The sequence below is a fragment of the Microbacterium sp. SY138 genome (assembly GCF_039729145.1).
Taxonomy (GTDB): domain Bacteria; phylum Actinomycetota; class Actinomycetes; order Actinomycetales; family Microbacteriaceae; genus Microbacterium; species Microbacterium maritypicum_A.
Genome location: NZ_CP155793.1, coordinates 1,417,301 through 1,433,302, shown reverse-complemented (window position 1 = coordinate 1,433,302; position 16,002 = coordinate 1,417,301). Strand labels below are relative to the sequence as shown.

General features: G+C 70.2%; 14 protein-coding genes. 6 read left to right on the top strand and 8 right to left on the bottom strand.

What is annotated here, in order from left to right:
* Positions 1-36 precede the first annotated feature (36 nt).
* The 3 genes from ABDC25_RS06765 to ABDC25_RS06755 all read right to left on the bottom strand — a co-directional run bounded on the left by ABDC25_RS06765 (position 37) and on the right by ABDC25_RS06755 (position 1,392).
* Positions 37-651 carry a CYTH domain-containing protein gene (locus tag ABDC25_RS06765; protein WP_021199310.1) on the bottom strand — a complete coding sequence of 205 codons (615 nt, stop codon included), beginning with the start codon at positions 649-651 and terminating at the stop codon, positions 37-39.
* The gene (locus ABDC25_RS06760) at positions 644-856 is read right to left on the bottom strand and encodes a hypothetical protein (RefSeq protein ID WP_021199309.1); all 213 of its coding nucleotides are present in this window, start codon (positions 854-856) and stop codon (positions 644-646) included. The genes ABDC25_RS06765 and ABDC25_RS06760 overlap by 8 nt, the downstream gene beginning before the upstream one ends.
* Before the next feature lie 65 nt (positions 857-921).
* Positions 922-1,392, bottom strand: coding sequence for an A24 family peptidase (locus tag ABDC25_RS06755; protein WP_297557985.1), 471 nt, complete (start codon positions 1,390-1,392; stop codon positions 922-924).
* Positions 1,393-1,518: 126 nt separating this feature from the next.
* On the opposite strand from ABDC25_RS06755, the gene ABDC25_RS06750 reads away from it, so the two are divergent.
* Genes ABDC25_RS06750 through ABDC25_RS06740 form a run of 3 tightly spaced genes read left to right on the top strand, consistent with a single transcriptional unit; the run spans position 1,519 to position 7,336 of the window.
* A complete protein-coding gene (locus tag ABDC25_RS06750; RefSeq protein WP_347125533.1) occupies positions 1,519-2,337 on the top strand; it encodes a hypothetical protein in 819 nt (272 codons plus the stop codon).
* Positions 2,334-3,872 carry a DNA polymerase Y family protein gene (locus ABDC25_RS06745; RefSeq protein ID WP_347125531.1) on the top strand — a complete coding sequence of 513 codons (1,539 nt, stop codon included), beginning with the start codon at positions 2,334-2,336 and terminating at the stop codon, positions 3,870-3,872. The genes ABDC25_RS06750 and ABDC25_RS06745 overlap by 4 nt, the downstream gene beginning before the upstream one ends.
* On the top strand, positions 3,872-7,336 hold the full coding sequence (locus ABDC25_RS06740; RefSeq protein ID WP_347125529.1) for an error-prone DNA polymerase: 3,465 nt from the start codon (positions 3,872-3,874) through the stop codon (positions 7,334-7,336). Before ABDC25_RS06745 ends, ABDC25_RS06740 begins: the two co-directional genes overlap by 1 nt.
* Positions 7,337-7,352: 16 nt before the next feature.
* On the opposite strand, the gene ABDC25_RS06735 is transcribed toward ABDC25_RS06740, so the two are convergent.
* The 3 genes from ABDC25_RS06735 to ABDC25_RS06725 all read right to left on the bottom strand — a co-directional run bounded on the left by ABDC25_RS06735 (position 7,353) and on the right by ABDC25_RS06725 (position 9,082).
* On the bottom strand, positions 7,353-7,736 hold the full coding sequence (locus ABDC25_RS06735; RefSeq protein ID WP_029258379.1) for a hypothetical protein: 384 nt from the start codon (positions 7,734-7,736) through the stop codon (positions 7,353-7,355).
* 288 nt (positions 7,737-8,024) lie between these two features.
* Positions 8,025-8,399: a DUF2255 family protein gene (locus tag ABDC25_RS06730; protein ID WP_021199303.1), complete on the bottom strand. Its 375-nt coding sequence runs from the start codon at positions 8,397-8,399 to the stop codon at positions 8,025-8,027.
* A 44-nt stretch (positions 8,400-8,443) separates the two neighbouring features.
* On the bottom strand, positions 8,444-9,082 hold the full coding sequence (locus ABDC25_RS06725) for a TetR/AcrR family transcriptional regulator C-terminal domain-containing protein (RefSeq protein WP_021199302.1): 639 nt from the start codon (positions 9,080-9,082) through the stop codon (positions 8,444-8,446).
* A 186-nt stretch (positions 9,083-9,268) separates the two neighbouring features.
* Between ABDC25_RS06725 and ABDC25_RS06720 the strand changes: the two genes are divergently transcribed.
* The 3 genes from ABDC25_RS06720 to helR all read left to right on the top strand — a co-directional run bounded on the left by ABDC25_RS06720 (position 9,269) and on the right by helR (position 14,338).
* Positions 9,269-10,504 carry an MFS transporter gene (locus ABDC25_RS06720; RefSeq protein ID WP_167253851.1) on the top strand — a complete coding sequence of 412 codons (1,236 nt, stop codon included), beginning with the start codon at positions 9,269-9,271 and terminating at the stop codon, positions 10,502-10,504.
* Entirely contained in the window at positions 10,501-12,090 is a 1,590-nt protein-coding gene (locus ABDC25_RS06715) for an amidohydrolase (RefSeq protein WP_347125525.1), read from the top strand. The genes ABDC25_RS06720 and ABDC25_RS06715 overlap by 4 nt, the downstream gene beginning before the upstream one ends.
* A gap of 115 nt (positions 12,091-12,205) precedes the next feature.
* The gene (gene helR / locus ABDC25_RS06710) at positions 12,206-14,338 is read left to right on the top strand and encodes an RNA polymerase recycling motor ATPase HelR (protein WP_347125523.1); all 2,133 of its coding nucleotides are present in this window, start codon (positions 12,206-12,208) and stop codon (positions 14,336-14,338) included.
* Positions 14,339-14,359: 21 nt separating this feature from the next.
* Here the strand turns inward: helR and ABDC25_RS06705 are convergent, their stop codons facing one another.
* Both ABDC25_RS06705 and ABDC25_RS06700 read right to left on the bottom strand, forming a co-directional pair.
* Entirely contained in the window at positions 14,360-15,184 is an 825-nt protein-coding gene (locus ABDC25_RS06705) for an ATP-binding cassette domain-containing protein (RefSeq protein ID WP_051670990.1), read from the bottom strand.
* Positions 15,181-15,849 carry an FCD domain-containing protein gene (locus tag ABDC25_RS06700; protein ID WP_029258943.1) on the bottom strand — a complete coding sequence of 223 codons (669 nt, stop codon included), beginning with the start codon at positions 15,847-15,849 and terminating at the stop codon, positions 15,181-15,183. Before ABDC25_RS06700 ends, ABDC25_RS06705 begins: the two co-directional genes overlap by 4 nt.
* Positions 15,850-16,002: the final 153 nt, after the last annotated feature.

Sequence of the window (16,002 nt, the reverse complement as noted above, 5' to 3'; positions counted from 1 at the left end):
CCCGGGGGAAGGGGTTGCGCGCGACCGCGGCCTGCCCTAGAAGCCGAGCGCCCGCGCGAGCTTGGAGCCGGATGCCGATTCGCGGCCTCCGGCTGCGCGGACGGCCTGCTCCACGGCGTCGAAGAACAGGGCACGCCCCGCGTCATCGGACGGCGCCGCGGGCCCGAGCTCCATCTCCCATTCCCGCCATTCGCGCTGCACGTTCTGACGCAGGTCGGTGGCGCGCACCCGATCGTCGACGAACTCGGCGACGATCCCGCCGGGGCCCGTGAGCAGATAGGCGGTGCGGTCGTTCTCGATGCGTGCGAGCGGGGTGAGGGGTGCGCTCGTCCACTCCGAGACGGTCTCTGCGACGGCGGGCGGGAGCTCATCGCCCTCGCCCAGCGGCCAGCCGATCTCGAGTCGCCCGTCACCCTGCCGCGGACCCTTCACATGCCAGCCCTCATCGGGCCCGCCGGTGCGACGACGCAGCGCCACGCCGCTCTGCGAGAGAGCACCGTCAGCGGTATCGAAGTACCGGGCATCCAGGATGCGCTCCTCGCCGGAGGTGACGGTGTCGACTCCGGGGATCGCGTCCCAGTGCGGCAGCGGCGTCTCGAGATCGACGTCGTACTTGCGCTCGACCTCGACCGTACGGGACGGTTCAGTCATCGTCGAGCGTGAGGTCCTCGAGAGACTCGTCGAACCAGTAGTCGACCTCGGTGGGCCCATCGTTCGGGCCGGTGTTCTGCGGTCCGCCTCGGCGGTTGTACACCACCTGCGTCTCGCTGTAGGGGACGATCAGCTTGTCGTCCGCGTCGCCGAGAGGGATGATCTGCCCGTCGAGCGGGCCGCCGTGAAGCCGTGCGAGTGCCATGTGCTCAGGGTAGCGCCGTCGGTGCGGTATCCGGGCGAGGCATGCGGATTCCTCCGAGGGCGGCGTCATCCGAGGACGACGCCGAGAAGGGCGCCGGCGATCATCCACGGCCCGAAGGCGATGCGGGTGGAACCGTCCGCTCTTCGCAGCAGGATGAGCACGAGCGCGTAGAGCGCCCCCAGCACGAAGGCCGCTGCCGCGCCGACCGCCAGTGCCTGCCAGCCGTGCCACCCCAGCACCAGGCCGATGACGGCGGCGAGCTTCACGTCTCCCCCACCCATCCCCGCACGGCTGATGACCCGCAGCACCGCGTAGAAGCCGCCGAGCAGCAGCATGCCGAGGAGGGCACGGAGGAACGGCCCGCTCTCCCCCGTGCACAGGGCATCGATCGCGCCGAGTCCGATCAGGGAGGCGAGCGTCGGCAGCACGATGCGGTTCGGGAGCCGGTGTGTGCGGACGTCGATCACGATGAGCCAGGTCCCGACGCCCAGCAGGAGACCGTGCACGAGGACGACGAGGGCGAGTCGGATATCCATCCCCGCAGAGTAGGAGATCGCCGACCGCTGCCCCGACCCCCTGTGGACAACCCCTGGCCAATGTCCGATGTACGAACTATTGTCAGTCGGACCCCTTGGTATATTAGAATATATCTTCGAGAAAGGATGCAGGTGATCGGGCTCGATGCCATCGCCCCGCTCTCCCCGGCGGGCGATTCCCGCGCGGGAGAAGTGCTGCGACTGCGCCGCGAGATCAGCCGGATGCAGCGGCGACGCAGCGAGCACGCGCTGCTCCCCCTCGACCCCGCCCTCGCCGCCCTCCTTCCGGAGGAAGGGTTGCAGACCGGCACCTCCTACACCGTCTCCCCGTCGCCGAGCCTCGTGCTCGCGCTCCTCAGCGCGGCGTCGCAGAAGGGACTCTGGTGCGCCGTTGTCGGCATGCCGACCCTCGGCGTCGAAGCGGCCGCCGCATTCGGCATCGACCTCACCCGGCTGATCCTGGTGCCCGCACCCGGCGATCGTTGGCTGGCGGCGACCTCCGCCCTGGCCGAAGTCGTTCCCCTGATCGTCGTGACTCCCGGCTCACGGGCTCGAGACGCCGACGTCTCCCGGCTGAGCGCGCGCCTGCGCGATCGCGGATGCACACTCCTGGTCACCGAATCTCCCGGCGTCGAACGCTGGCCGCAGACCGAGGGGACGATTAGCCTGCACGACCCGCACTGGCACGGCCTCGGTGCCGGCTGGGGACTGCTCTCCGACTGCACGGTCACGGTGACGGCTCGGACACGGCACAGCCCTCGCCCGTCGAGCGTGCGCGTGCAACTGCCGGGCGGACACGGCGCCGTCGAGCCCACCGCCGTCGAGCCCATCGCCATCGCGCCCGCTGCCGTCGACCTCACCCCGCTCTCCGCCCCTTCCCACGAGTCTCCCGTGCCCGTCGAGCCCGTATCGCTGGAGCTCCTGCACTGGGCGGAGGCCGGATGAACAGCCCGCTTCGCGTCCTCGTGCTGTGGTTCCCCGATTGGCCGATGCGGGCCGTCCTCAGCAGCGCGCCCCCGCATCCGCCCGCAGCCCTGGTGCAGGCGAACACGATCGTCGCGTGCACCGCCTCCGCCCGGGAACACGGCGTGCGCACCGGCCAGCGTCGCCGGGTCGCGCAGGGGCATCTCTCGTCACTGCGGGTGCTCCCCCATGACCCCGAGAGGGACGAGCGCGCCTTCCTGCCTGTGCTGCATCTGATCGAGAGACACGCCCCTGGGGTCACGCTGCTGCGACCGGGGCTCGCGATCCTCCGCGCCCGGGGCATCTCCCGCTACCACGGAGGAGAGGCGGAGGCCGCAGAGGCACTCACCGCCGTCCTGACGGAGGCCGGTTTCCCCGAGGTACGTGCGGGGGTCGCCGATGGTCCCTTCACAGCGGAGATCGCCGCGCGCGGTTCCGCCGCGTGCACGGTGGTGCCACCGGGGGGCTCCCGGGAGTTCTTGGCGCCCTACCCCGTGCAGGTGCTGCGCGACGAACAGATCACCGGTCTGCTCGTCCGCCTCGGAGTGCGCACCCTCGGCGAGTTCACCGCCCTCGCCCCTCTCGACGTGCGCGATCGCTTCGGCGAGCACGGCGCGCGCCTGCACGCGCTCGCGGCCGGTGCCGACTCCCGGCCGCTGACGCCGCGCCCACCCGACCCGGAGCTGGCGCGGCGGATCGAGTTCGACTCCCCGCTGGGCGGAACGGATCAGGTGGCCTTCGCGGTGCGCCAGACGGCTGATGCGGTGATGCTCGCTCTCGGCGACGTCTCACTCGTCTGCACCGAGGTGCGAATCGAGCTGACCGACGACAACGGGGCCGTCTACTCCCGCTCCTGGCTGCATCCGACCTGCTTCGACGCCTCCGACCTGGTCGACCGGGTGCGGTGGCAGCTGGAGGCTCTGGCCGCGCAGTCCGCCAGGGAACCGGTCGACGAGGCGCGGGCTTTCGGCGGCATCTTGGCGGTGCGCATCATCCCCGCCGCCGTCGATGACGCCGCGCATCACCAGCCCGGTCTCTTCGGCTCCGGCACCGATGAGCGCCTGCACCACGCGGTCTCGCGCGTGCAGACCATGCTGGGCCATCAGGGCGTGGTCACCGCCGCCGTCGCGGGCGGGCGCTGGCTCGCCGACCGGCAGGTGCTCACGCCCTGGGGAGAGCGCACGGTCCCTCCGCGCGACCCCGGCTCCCCCTGGCCGGGAAGCCTTCCCGATCCGCTGCCCGCCGAGGTCTTCCTCCCCCCGCGCCCCATCGCGGTGCTCGCCGCGGATGAGAGCACCATCGGCGTCGACGAACGCGGGGCGCTCTCGAACGACCCCGCCCGCATCGAGGGAGCGACCGTGCAGGCATGGGCCGGCCCCTGGCCGGTGCACGAACGACGCTGGACCTCGGGCGGAGGGAAGCGAGGGCACCGGCTCCAGATCGTCGACGACCACGACCGCGCGTGGCTGGTCTTCCACGCCGGCGAGCGCTGGTGGGCCGAGGGGAGGTATCGCTGATGGGGTGGCACAATCCCCCCTTGTCCTGGAACGAGCTGGAGCGCACCCTCAGCGGCGAGGAGTCACCCCCGCCTCCTCCCGGCTCCGAGCCTCGAGGGCAGCGGACGGACCCCGGACCGGTGAGCCGTCGCCGCACGCGCACGCCCCCCGTCGCCGCGCCCCGACCCGAAGACCCGATCCCCTATGCCGAACTGCACGCCCATTCGTCGTACTCGTTCCTCGACGGCGCCTCCTCCCCGGAAGAACTCCTCGCCGAGGCCGACCGCCTCGGGCTGACCGCTCTGGCCCTCACCGACCACGACGGCTTCTACGGCGCCGCACGCTTCGCCGAGGTGGCCGGCCTCATGGAGAGCCCCCTGCAGACGGTGTTCGGAGCGGAGCTCTCCTTGGACCTGCCCGCACCACAACGGGGTCACGCCGATCCCGCCGGCGAGCATCTGCTGGTCCTCGCCCGGGGCACGGAGGGCTATCACCGGCTCTCGGGGGCGATCACCGCGGCGCAGCTGCGCGGCGGTGAGAAGGGGCGCCCGGTCTACGACCTCGACGATCTCGCCGCACGTGCGGGCGGGCACTGGACGATCTTGACCGGATGCCGCAAAGGCGCCGTGCGCCGCGGTCTCGAGGCCGGAGACGCCGCCCATCCGCTGCGGTCGCTCGTCGACCTGTTCGGGAGCGAGCACGTCGCCGTCGAGCTCTTCGACCACGGAGACCCCCTCGACACCCGTCGCAACGACACCCTCGCCGAGCTGGCCCGTCGGATGCGCCTGCCGGTGGTCGCGACCAACAACGTGCACTACGCCACGCCGGCGCAGGCGCCCCTCGCCGAGGCCGTGGCCGCGGTGCGCGCGGTGCGCAGCATGGACGAGCTCGACGGGTGGCTGCCCTCCCACGGCGGTGCACACCTGCGCAGCGGGGCCGAGATGTCGGCGCGCTTCCGGCGCCACCCCGGAGCGATCTCGTACGGGCTCGAACTGGCCGCGGCATCCGCCTTCCCCCTGCGCCTCGCACGACCGGCGCTGCCGCAGCAGAAGGTGCCGGAGGGGCACACGCCCATGAGCTGGCTGCGCCATCTGGTCTGGGAGGCGGTGCCTACGAAGTACCCGCGACTGGACGACGACGGCCGGCACCGGATCGCGCGCGAGCTCGACGTGATCGAGGAGAAGGACTTCCCCGGGTACTTCCTGATCGTGCACGGGATCGTCACGGAGGCACGACGGCTCGGCATCCTCTGCCAGGGTCGGGGGTCGGCCGCGGCGAGCGCGGTCTGCTACCTGCTGGGGATCACCGCCGTCGATCCGATCCTCTACCGTCTCCCCTTCGAGAGGTTCCTCGCGACGACCCGCACGGAAGAGCCCGACATCGATGTGGACTTCGACTCCGACCGCCGCGAGGAGATCATCCAGTGGGTGTATCGGGAGTACGGCAGGGAGCGGGCGGCCCAGGTGGCGAACGTCATCCAGTACCGCCCGAAGAACGCGGTGCGGGATATGGCCAGAGCGCTCGGCCATTCCCCCGGCCAACAGGACGCATGGTCCCGCCAGGTCGACGGCTGGGGCGTGGGTCTGGAGCCCGTCGAAGGACACGACATCCCCGAGAACGTGCTCGCCTACGCGGGAGAGCTGCTGAAGGCTCCTCGGCATCTCGGCATCCATTCCGGTGGCATGGTGCTCACTGCACGCCCGGTCGGCGAGGTCGTTCCCGTGGAGCACGCCCGCATGGAGAACCGCACGGTCATCCAGTGGGACAAGGACGACTCCGCCTTCATGGGACTGGTGAAGTTCGATCTGCTGGGTCTCGGGATGCTCGCCGCCCTCCAGCACTGCTTCGACCTGATCCGGGAGACCACAGGCGAGCAGTGGACGCTCGAGAGCATCCCCAAGGAGGAGGCGGGGGTCTACGACATGCTCTGCCGTGCGGATTCGATCGGAGTCTTCCAGGTGGAATCCCGCGCGCAGATCGGGCTGCTCCCCCGTCTGCAGCCGCGGAGCTTCTACGATCTCGCCATCCAGATCGCGCTCATCCGCCCCGGACCCATCCAGGGTGGCGCTGTGCATCCTTTCGTGCGGCGCAAGATGGCGAAGGACCGCATCGATGAGGAGAACCGGGAGCGCGCCCTGCGCGGCGAAGAGCCGGTGGAGTTCCTGATCCCGTATCCGCACAGCGATCTGGAGGACATCCTGAAACGCACGCTGGGCATCCCGATCTTCCAGGAACAGCTCATCCAGATGGCGACGGCGATCGGCGACTGCACGGCCGATGAGGCGGACCTGCTGCGCCGGGCCATGGGCTCCAAGCGCGGCCTGGAGAAGATCGAGAAGGTCAGGGACAAGCTGTACGCGGGGATGGCGCGGCGCGGACTCGTCGATGAGGCGGCCGATCGTATCTACGCGCAGATCCAGGCGTTCTCCAACTTCGGCTTCGCCGAGTCGCACTCCCTGTCATTCGCCCTTCTCGTCTACGCCAGCTCCTGGCTGAAGCTGCACTACCCCGCCGCGTTCCTCGCCGGCCTCCTGCGCTCGCAGCCCATGGGCTTCTACTCCGCAGCGACCCTCACTGCCGATGCGCGACGGCACGGGGTCGAGGTCCACCGCCCCGATCTGCATGTCTCCGGTGCGACAGAGACCCTGGAACCACTCGCCGGCGCCTCGGGGAACGGGCCCACCGGCCGGGACGAGTGCCTCACCGACCCTCAACCTCCTGTCCTCCGCTTCGACCGTGCGGCACCGGATGAGTCGGCCGCGCACCGCAGGGACGGGGAGTTCGCGGTGCGACTGGGGCTCGGCGGCATCCGTGGGATCGGTGTGCCGATGGCGGAGAGGATCGTCGCCGAACGCGACGCGAACGGCCGGTACCGTGACTTGAACGACCTGGTGCGACGAACGGATGCCACCGCCGCGCAGCTGGAGGCCCTCGCCACCGCCGGCGCCTTCGACTGTCTGGGCCTGGAGCGTCGAGAGGCCATCTGGATGGCCGGCGCCGCGGCGGACGACCGTTCCCGGTTCCTCCCGGGGACGACGGTCGCGGTGCAACCGCCCCTGTTCGCCGATCAGACCAGCTACGAGCGTCTCTCCGCCGACCTGTGGGCGACCGGCGTGTCGACCGACGATCATCCGATGGCGCACTTCCGCGACGAGTTGCGCGCGCGCGGGGTTCTGACGGCGATCGACCTGCAGGGACACGAGGTCGGTCGACGCATCGAGGTCGCCGGTCTGGTCACCCACCGTCAGCGACCCGCGACGGCCGCCGGGATCACCTTCGTGAATCTCGAGGACGAAAGCGGTCTGGTGAACGTGGTCTGCTCAGCCGGGGTCTGGAACCGCTACCGCCGGGTCGCCCGCGATTCACCGGCACTCATCATCCGCGGCATCCTGGAGCGATCTGCGGAGGGCGTGGTCAACGTGCTCGCCGATGGGTTCGAGGATCTTCGCACCGGTCTCACGCATCGGTCCAGGGACTTCCGCTGAGGACGGCCGCCCCGACTCACCAGAATCGCTCGGGCTCCTCCACGGGAGGACGGTCGGCTCCACCCCAGCGGTCCGCCTCGGCCTTCGCGGCGTCGGCGGCTGCGTCGGCTTCACGGAGAGCGACCTTGGCGCCGGTCGGACCGGGCCCGATGGGGTCGACGAGCAGCGAGGTGTGCGCGCCGGCGCCACCCATCGTCACGGTGCAGCGCAGGACGCGCCCGATCCAGCGGGAGAAGTCGCCACTCGGGTCTTCTGCGCGTCGATAGCGGATGCCCGTGTCGAGGTCGACGATGGCGAGGACGACCGGTTCGTCGGTGAGCGGATCGGTCTGCTCCGTCACCTCGATGCGATGGCCGTGGGCGATGGCGACCTGAGCGGTGAGCACGAGCAGTCTGTCCATGAGTCCACCCTAGAGAAGGCCGTCAGGAAGACAACAGGGAGTCCCTCACGAGCAACATTCGTAAATTTCTTTGTCCCCCAAATGGCGGACAAGCGGATTAAGCGATATTCTGCTCTTCGTAGCGGGGGCTACGAGGCTGAGGACTGGGGAATCAGCCGTGAGCGCAGCGATATCTTCGCCGCCTCCCCTACCGTCCGGGAAGGGCGGTGAGCCCTCTCGACGACACCGTCTGGGGCGGGTCATCGAGAGGGCCAATCTCCCCGGTCGACGCGACGCATCGCGACACGGTCAGTCGAGCGGGATGACCTCGAGCGTGTTCGAACGCACCGGCTCCTGACCCATCTCGGGAGCGTATGGGCTCGGCGTGTACTTGCGGAGGTATTCGGCATCGATCGCGGCGTTGATCGCCTCATCGCCGACCCTCTCGAAGCGGACATCCTTCGTGACGCCACCCGCGGAGACACGTCCGCGCAGGCTGGCCAGGGCCGGGGCGTACCACTTGCCCGCAAGTCCCGTGTAGGAGCGGACGAACAGACGACCGTCGACCGCGACCGCCCAGATCCCCACGGTCTTCGGCATGGTGCCGTCCTCGAGCTGCGCGGAGAGATCGAACATCTCCGGCTCGGCGATGCGGCTGAGCTCGTCAGGGTTCCAGGTCGTCATGGGTCCTCCTCGGTATCGACGGATGCGGCAGAGTGCATGCTACGTCAGAACCGGGAAGACGCCTGACCGGTCACGGGCGGAGTGCCGACGAGGCGCGCGCGCAGCGAGTCGAGGAGCAGGCCGACCCCGAGCTCGAATGTACGATCCGACCGCGCACTCCCGCGCTCCGCACCGTCGATGAGACGCCCCAGAGTGCGCGTGCCGCCTTCGGGCTGCCAGACCTCGTCGGGAGAGGCGAGATCGAGACCGAAGCCGATCGCGAAGGCGTCGATGACGGCGATCACCGAGAGCACCTCGTCGTCGGGGAAGCCTCCGTCGACGAGCACGGATGCGAGATCGTCGTATGCGGCGATCACCGCCGGGTGCGTGATCGTCTTCCCCACGAGCAGCGGAACGAGCTGCGGGTGGTCTGCGTACATCCGGCGTTGCGTGCGCAGCACAGCGAGCACGAACTCGTCCCAGGGCTCGCCGTGCCACTCGACGCGGTATCCCTCCACGAGTTCTCCGCGCATGAGCTCGAGGATGCCGTCCATGCCGTCGACGTGGTTGTAGAGCGATGACGGGCGCACGCCGAGCTCGCGGGCGATGGCGTTCACTCCGAACGGTTCGCCGGCTCTCGCGAGCGCGAGACCCGCCGAGCCGATGATCTCCGGGGACAGGAGCGGGGAGGAAGGCCTCGGCATCGGGGACTCGCTTTCTCCGGCGGACCGGGTATGAGATCTGGGGGTTCCGCGAGAACCCTCATCTGTGCATAATAATGAACACCATTCGTTTACGAACACCATTCGTTTACGCCTCGTGCCCCACCCGACGCACGTCCGCTGTCTTCCCTCTCTCCGCACAATGCCGTGCCGACTCCCTGGAGCCCCATGACCACTCTCGATCTCCGCACCCGAATCCCCCTCCGCTTCCCGACGGCGACGGCGACGTTCGCCATCGGGATCGCGGGGTACCTGGGCGTCAATCTGTCGCCCTACATGATCACCGCCGCGCAGACAGGCCTCGGCCTCGACGTCCTCACCGCCAGCTGGCTCGTCACCGCGACCCTCCTGCTCACCGCGGTGACCGGCTTGGCCATCGCCCCGCTGTGCGCCGGGGCGCATCGCCGCACTGTCGCGCGCGCCGGGCTCGGCCTCGCCGTCGTGGGCTTCGCGACCGCGGCCCTCGCGCCGGCGGCCATGCTTCCCGGGCTGCTCCTCGGCGGCGCCGGAGCAGGTGGCGCGGTCGCCGCATCGGGCGCGGCGCTCGCCGCTTTCCGCAACCCCGACAGGGTCGCCGGCTTCAACGGGCTCGCGAACCGCGGAGTCATCACGGTGGTCCTCGCCGTGATCCCGCTGATCGGCCTCGCCCCTCTCGACGTCTTCGGTGCGCTGGCGCTGTTCAGCCTGATCGGGCTGATCGCCTCGGCATGGCTTCCCGCCGCTCCGGTCCTCGCCCCGCAGGCGGGGGCGGCCGTCGCCGAGGCGATGCCGATCGAGATCCCTCCGACAGGCACCGTGCGCACCTCCCCCGCCCGCTCGCGGACCGTGACGATCGCCGGTCTCGGACTCCTCATCGTGTTCGCCCTGTGGGCGGCGAGCGAAGACTCCCTCTGGGCCATGGCGGGCATCATGGGCGCGGAACAGGCCGGCCTGACTCCCGAAGGGCTCGGCGTCGCACTCAGTGGCGCAACAGCCGGCGGACTCCTCGGCTCGCTGCTGCTCATGATCGTCGGAGCCCGATTCGGGCGCGCGGTTCCCCTGGTCGTCCTGCTGGTCGCCGGGGGCGCACTCAAGATCGTGGAGGGGTTCGTCACCGATCCCACCGCCTTCATCGTGGTGTTCATCGCCTGGAACTCGATCTACGCCATCGCGTTCATGTACTTCGTGTCGACGTCCGCGGCACTGGATGCCGACGGGCGCTGGTCGGGACCGCTGCTCGCCGTCTACCTGGTCGGGTCGGCGCTCACCCCGGTCATCGGCGCGGCCCTCGTCGGCGCCCTGGGATATCAGGGATTCGCGGTGGCGCTCGGCATCGCGAGCTTCATCCTGGCCGTCCCCACCGGGGCGATCGCCCTCATCTCGACCCGTCTGGAACGCATGACCGCACAGGAGATCGACGCATGACCCGCACCCTCTACCGCAACGGCCGCATCTTCACCGGGGACGAATCCCGGTGGAGCTCAGCGCTCGTGGTCGACGACGACGCGTTCGCGCATGTCGGCACCGAGGAGTCGGCACCGCACGCGGACACGGTCGTCGATCTCCACGGCCGCGTCGTGCTCCCCGGATTCACCGACGCGCACACCCACCTGCTCATGATGGGCGAAGCGCTCGGACAGGTAGGGCTCACGGACGCCTCCTCTCTCGAGGAGATCCAGCGCCGGCTCCGCACCGCGCGCGAGGCCGCGCCCGGTGTGCTCCGCGGACGCGGATGGCTGTTCGATGCGATCCCCGGCGGTGAGCCGACAGCGGCCATGATCGATGCGGTCGTCTCCGACGTCCCGGTCTACCTCGACGCGAACGACTATCACTCGTGCTGGGTGAACGCGGCCGCGCTCGCCGAGCTCGGGATCACCCGCGACACCCCCGACCCCATCGGCGGCCGCATCGCCCGCGATGCGGCGGGCGATGCGACCGGAATGCTCTACGAGACCGCCGCGCAGCTGCACGCCTGGGCTCATCGCGACGTCACGACCACCGATGCGCAGCGCGATGCGGCGGTCGAGCGGGTCGTCTCCGCGTACCTCGCCGCCGGCGTGACCGGAGCCGTCGACATGGCGTTCGACGAGCTCGGGCTGGCCGCCCTCGGTCGTGCGGCCGCTCACGGCAGCCTGCCACTGCGCATCGCCGCGCACTGGTTCATCGTCAACACCGGCGACGATGCCGCGAACCTCGCGCAGGTCGCGCAGGCCGCCGCCCATGCGTCCTCGACGACGGCGGGGGTGCGGGTGCTCGGGATCAAGCTCGTGCTCGACGGGACGATCGACGCGTGCACGGCCGCCATGCGGGCACCCTACGCCGACGGGACGAACGCCGCGCCGATCTGGCCCGCCGAACGCCTGCTGCCGGTCGTCGCCGCGGCGGACGCCGCAGGACTGCAGATCGCGATGCACGCGATCGGCGATGCGGCGAGCACCCTCGCCCTCGATGCGATCGAGCATGCGGTCGCTGTGAACGGCGACCGCCAACGACGGCACCGCATCGAGCACCTCGAGTACGCGGCGCCGGGGACCGCGGAGCGGATGGCACGGCTCGGAGTGACGGCGTCCATGCAGCCCGTGCACGCTGATCCCGCGATCTTCTCCAACTGGGCGGCACAGGTCGGAGACGAACGGGCCGACCGCGCGTTCGCCTGGTCGGAGTACGACGAGGCGGGTGCGCTCCTCGCCTTCTCCACCGATGCTCCGACGGCGCCGCATGAGGCCATGGCGAACATGTACGTCGCGGCTACCCGTGCTTCAGCTCTGGCTCCGGGCGTGCCGGCGATCCATCCCGAGCAGGCGCTCCCCCTGGAGCGTGCGATCGCGCATGCCACTCGGGATGCCGCGGCCTCGATCGGCGACGGGGACTGGCGCGGCCGTATCGCTGTCGGATATGCGGCCGACTTCGTCGTTCTCGATGTCGACCCGTTCGAGGGGGATCCCGCTGCCCTGCTGACGACCCGCGTGGTGCGGACCGTGATCGCCGGCCGCACGGTGCACGAGGCGTAGCTCTCCGTCTGCATCTCCAGGATATCGCCGAGGTGGGGGCTTGCCGCAAGGCCCCCACCTCGGGGCAGAATCGACCCTCGCTCGTGCGAACTGCGCGCGGGCGTGAAGGAGATCCATGCCTTTCGACCCCTTCCATCTCCCCGACGATCTGCGCGCGAAGTCGACGGCAGAGCTCATCGACGCCGACCGCGATCACCTCCGCAGGATCGACGACGCCCTCGAGGCGCACCGTGCCGCCGTGACCTCGCGTCTGGCCGAGATGCGTCAGCGTTCCGCCCGGTTCGGAGACGCGGCCGTGGAACGCGACCTCGAGATACGTCGCCTGAGCGGACGGCTGCGCGTGCTCGAGCGCTACGGCATCGACATCTGCCTCGGTCGGATGACCCCGGAACACGGCGACCCCGTGTACATCGGCCGCACGGGCCTGGCCGCCGCCGACGGCACCCGACTGCTGATCGATTGGCGGACCCCCGCGGCAGAACCGTACTTCGCGGCGACCATGGAGGATCCGCGCGGGCTCCTGTCCCGACGTCGATACCGGTGGGTCGACGGACGGATCAGCGACTACTGGGATGAGGCATTGACCGACACCGCATTCGACGGTTCGGCCTCGCTCGACGACCAATCCGCCTTCATCGCCGGCCTGGGCGCCCAACGCACGTCGCGCATGCGGGACGTGCTGGCGACGATCCAAGCCGACCAGGACGCGATCATCCGCGCGTCCTCGCCCGGCGCACTGGTCGTCGACGGTGGACCCGGCACGGGAAAGACCGTCGTGGCGCTGCACCGCGCCGCGCACCTGCTGTACGCCGAGCCGCGACTCACGCAGAGCGCGGGCGGCATGTTGCTCGTGGGGCCTCACCCGCACTATCTCGCGTACGTCGAAGATGTTCTGCCCAGCCTCGGCGAGGACTCCGTCCGGCTCTCGACCCTGCGCGATCTGGTCCCGGAAGGAGCAGCGGCCGTGGACGAGCAGGATGCGCGGGTGGCGCTGCTCAAGGCCGCCCTCGATCCCGTCGCGATACTCGATGCGGCGGCGATGTGGTTCGAGCGCCCTCCTTCGCACGCGATGCGCATCGAGTCGCCGTGGGCCGACCTCTGGATCAGCCGCGAGGAATGGACGGCACTGTTCTCCGGCGCCGACCCGGCGGTCTCGCACAACGTGGCGCGTGACGAGGTGTGGGAGGAGATCCTCGAGTTGTTGACAGACCAGGTGCACGACGATGACGTGCCTCCCCACATCGTGCGACGGTGGCTGCGACAGGACGAGGAGCTCACCGGGACGTTCGTGCGCGCCTGGCCGATGCTGTCCCCGACCTCGATGGTCGCTCGGCTGTGGAGCTCCCCCGACTTCTTGCAGCGCTGCGCTGCGAGCCTCTCGCCCGGAGAGGTCGCGGCTCTGCAGCGCGAGGACCCCGAGAAGTGGACCGTCGCCGATCTCCCGTTCCTGGACGCCGCGCGTCGGCGGATCGGCGATCCCGACGCCGTCCGCGACGAGCACCGCCGCCAAGCCGTCGTCGCCTCGGCGCAGGAGCAGGTCTCCCACGTCGTCGACCACCTGATCGAAGACGATGACAGCGAGCTGAACGTGATGTCCATCCTTCGCGGACAGGATGCGAGGAACGTGCTGCTCGGCGTCGACTCCCCGCCCGCGCTCCCGCCGGACGAGCTGGCGGGGCCGTTCGGGCACATCGTCGTCGATGAAGCGCAGGAGCTCAGCGACGCGGAATGGCGGATGCTCCTCGCCCGCTGCCCCTCACGCAGCTTCACGATCGTCGGAGACCGCGCACAGGCGCGGCGCGGCTTCACAGACAGCTGGGAAGCGCGGCTCACCCGCATCGGCCTCCGCGATGTCCGGATCGCCCACCTGGGCGTGAACTACCGGACTCCGGCCGAGGTGATGGCGGCGGCGGGACCGGCGATCCTCGCGGCGATCCCGGACGCCAATGTGCCGACGTCGGTGCGCGAGAGCGGAACACCCGTGCGATACGACGTCGTCGCCTCGCTCCCCCGCCTGCTGGATGCCTGGCTCGATGAGCACCCGGACGGGATCGCGTGCGTGATCGGCGCCCCGCACCTCGCCCCGACAGCGCGCGTGCGATCGCTGACTCCCGAGGGGGCGAAGGGCCTGGAGTTCGATCTGGTCGTCCTGGTGCGCCCGGAGCAGTTCGGTGACGATGTCACCGGCGCCGTGGACCGGTACGTGGCGATGACCCGGTCGACACGGGAGCTGATCGTGCTCCGGTGAGCATGCCCGGGCCTCTCACGTTCAGCCCACGAGCACCCGACCGGCACGGGCCTGCCATCGCTCGTCGCGATGCTCGATCCGGATGGGGTACTCGAACGCCGCGGTCACGAGGGCGGTCGTGAGAACATCGCTCGCCGCCCCCTGCGACACGACCTCCCCCTTCGAGACCAGGGCTGCGTGAGTGGTCGACCCCGGCAGCTCCTCGAGGTGGTGCGTCACGAGCACCGTCGCGAGATCGGGTTGCGCGTCGTGCAGCAGGTCGAGGGTCTCGAGGAACTGCTCCCTGGCGGCGACATCGAGACCGGTGGAGGGCTCGTCGAGCAGCAGCAACGCGGGGTCGGGCAGAAGGGCTCGCGCGATCAGTGCCCGGCCGCGCTCCCCCTGCGACATGGTCGGCCAGGTGGCGTCCCGCCGCCCGCCGAGGCCCAGCAACCCGATGAGGTGGTCCGCCCTCGCGATGAGCGACGGCGACGGCTCCCAGCGGTTCATCATCTCCGTCGTCCCCGTCGCACCGGTCAGGACGACCTGCTGCACCGTCAGCGGCGAGCGCAGCGGATGACGAGGGTTCACATGTCCGATCGATTCGCGCAGCCGGCGGATCTCGACCCGCCCGAGCTGCTGACCGAGCACATGCACGGACCCTCGGGTCGGGTGCGCCTCCGCACCGCACATGCTCAGGATCGTGCTCTTGCCCGCACCGTTGGGGCCGATGAGGGCCCAGTGCTCCCCTGCACGGACGGTGAGGTCGACGCCGGTCAGGATCTGGCGCGAGCCGCGGACGACGTCGACGCCCCTCAGCACCAGCACGTCGGACGCACGGTTCTCACGAGGCTTCTCCTCGGTCATACCAGCGCGTCCCGCAGTGTGAGGAGGTGTGCACGGCTCCGCGCGGCGGCAGCGCCCTCGTCGCGGTCGACGATCGCGTCGACCTGGGCGGCGTGGGCGTCGTGGTCGGCGTCGTCGCCGAACTCCCGTCGGATGCGGAGCATCTCGATCATGGCTTCACGCAGCCGGGGGGTGAAGCTGTCGAACAGGTCGAGGAGGACGGCGTTGTGCGACGCGGCGACGACCGCGCGGTGGAACGCGGTGTCGGCATCGACGTGACTGTCGATGTCAGACCTATGCGCATCGCGATCGGCCAAGGCGCGACGGATGCTGCGCAGGTCTGAGGGCGTGCGTCGCGCGGCGGCGAGCGCGGCGGCTTCGGTCTCGATCGCGATGCGCGCTTCGATCACCGCGACGATGCCGGCCTTTCGCAGCACCGCATCCCAGTCCTCGGGCGCATCGAGCGCGATGACGAAGACGCCGGCGCCCTGTCGCGAGGCCAGCACCCCGCGCCCGGCGAGCTGGCGGATCGCCTCGCGCACGGTGGAGCGTCCCACTCCGAGCTGCGGCGCGAGCGTCGTCTCCCCGGGGAGCTTCTCCCCCAGTGCCCATTCTCCGGCGCGGATCCGTTCCAGCAGGAGTGCCGCAGCCTGATCCGCCAGGGGTTCTCGCCTCACCTGTGCCATGCGCAATGCCAGCCTCTCGTCTACTTGTCTGAGGAGTTGTGTTACAGTCTAGCCATGTTCTCGTCAGAGCACCTTCTTCTTCGCCGCCACGGCGGGACGTAGCCGGACCGGCTCCCCGTCGTGGAGTCGAACGTGTGCCGGTCGCAGACCCTC

Bases quoted from the DNA above. Each gene is read 5' to 3' on its own strand.
- ABDC25_RS06765 (WP_021199310.1), bottom strand. From the start codon at position 651: ATGACTGAACCGTCCCGTACGGTCGAGGTCGAGCGCAAGTACGACGTC.
- ABDC25_RS06760 (WP_021199309.1), bottom strand. From the start codon at position 856: ATGGCACTCGCACGGCTTCACGGCGGCCCGCTCGACGGGCAGATCATC.
- ABDC25_RS06755 (WP_297557985.1), bottom strand. From the start codon at position 1,392: ATGGATATCCGACTCGCCCTCGTCGTCCTCGTGCACGGTCTCCTGCTG.
- ABDC25_RS06750 (WP_347125533.1), top strand. From the start codon at position 1,519: ATGCAGGTGATCGGGCTCGATGCCATCGCCCCGCTCTCCCCGGCGGGC.
- ABDC25_RS06745 (WP_347125531.1), top strand. From the start codon at position 2,334: ATGAACAGCCCGCTTCGCGTCCTCGTGCTGTGGTTCCCCGATTGGCCG.
- ABDC25_RS06740 (WP_347125529.1), top strand. From the start codon at position 3,872: ATGGGGTGGCACAATCCCCCCTTGTCCTGGAACGAGCTGGAGCGCACC.
- ABDC25_RS06735 (WP_029258379.1), bottom strand. From the start codon at position 7,736: ATGGACAGACTGCTCGTGCTCACCGCTCAGGTCGCCATCGCCCACGGC.
- ABDC25_RS06730 (WP_021199303.1), bottom strand. From the start codon at position 8,399: ATGACGACCTGGAACCCTGACGAGCTCAGCCGCATCGCCGAGCCGGAG.
- ABDC25_RS06725 (WP_021199302.1), bottom strand. From the start codon at position 9,082: ATGCCGAGGCCTTCCTCCCCGCTCCTGTCCCCGGAGATCATCGGCTCG.
- ABDC25_RS06720 (WP_167253851.1), top strand. From the start codon at position 9,269: ATGACCACTCTCGATCTCCGCACCCGAATCCCCCTCCGCTTCCCGACG.
- ABDC25_RS06715 (WP_347125525.1), top strand. From the start codon at position 10,501: ATGACCCGCACCCTCTACCGCAACGGCCGCATCTTCACCGGGGACGAA.
- helR (WP_347125523.1), top strand. From the start codon at position 12,206: ATGCCTTTCGACCCCTTCCATCTCCCCGACGATCTGCGCGCGAAGTCG.
- ABDC25_RS06705 (WP_051670990.1), bottom strand. From the start codon at position 15,184: ATGACCGAGGAGAAGCCTCGTGAGAACCGTGCGTCCGACGTGCTGGTG.
- ABDC25_RS06700 (WP_029258943.1), bottom strand. From the start codon at position 15,849: ATGGCACAGGTGAGGCGAGAACCCCTGGCGGATCAGGCTGCGGCACTC.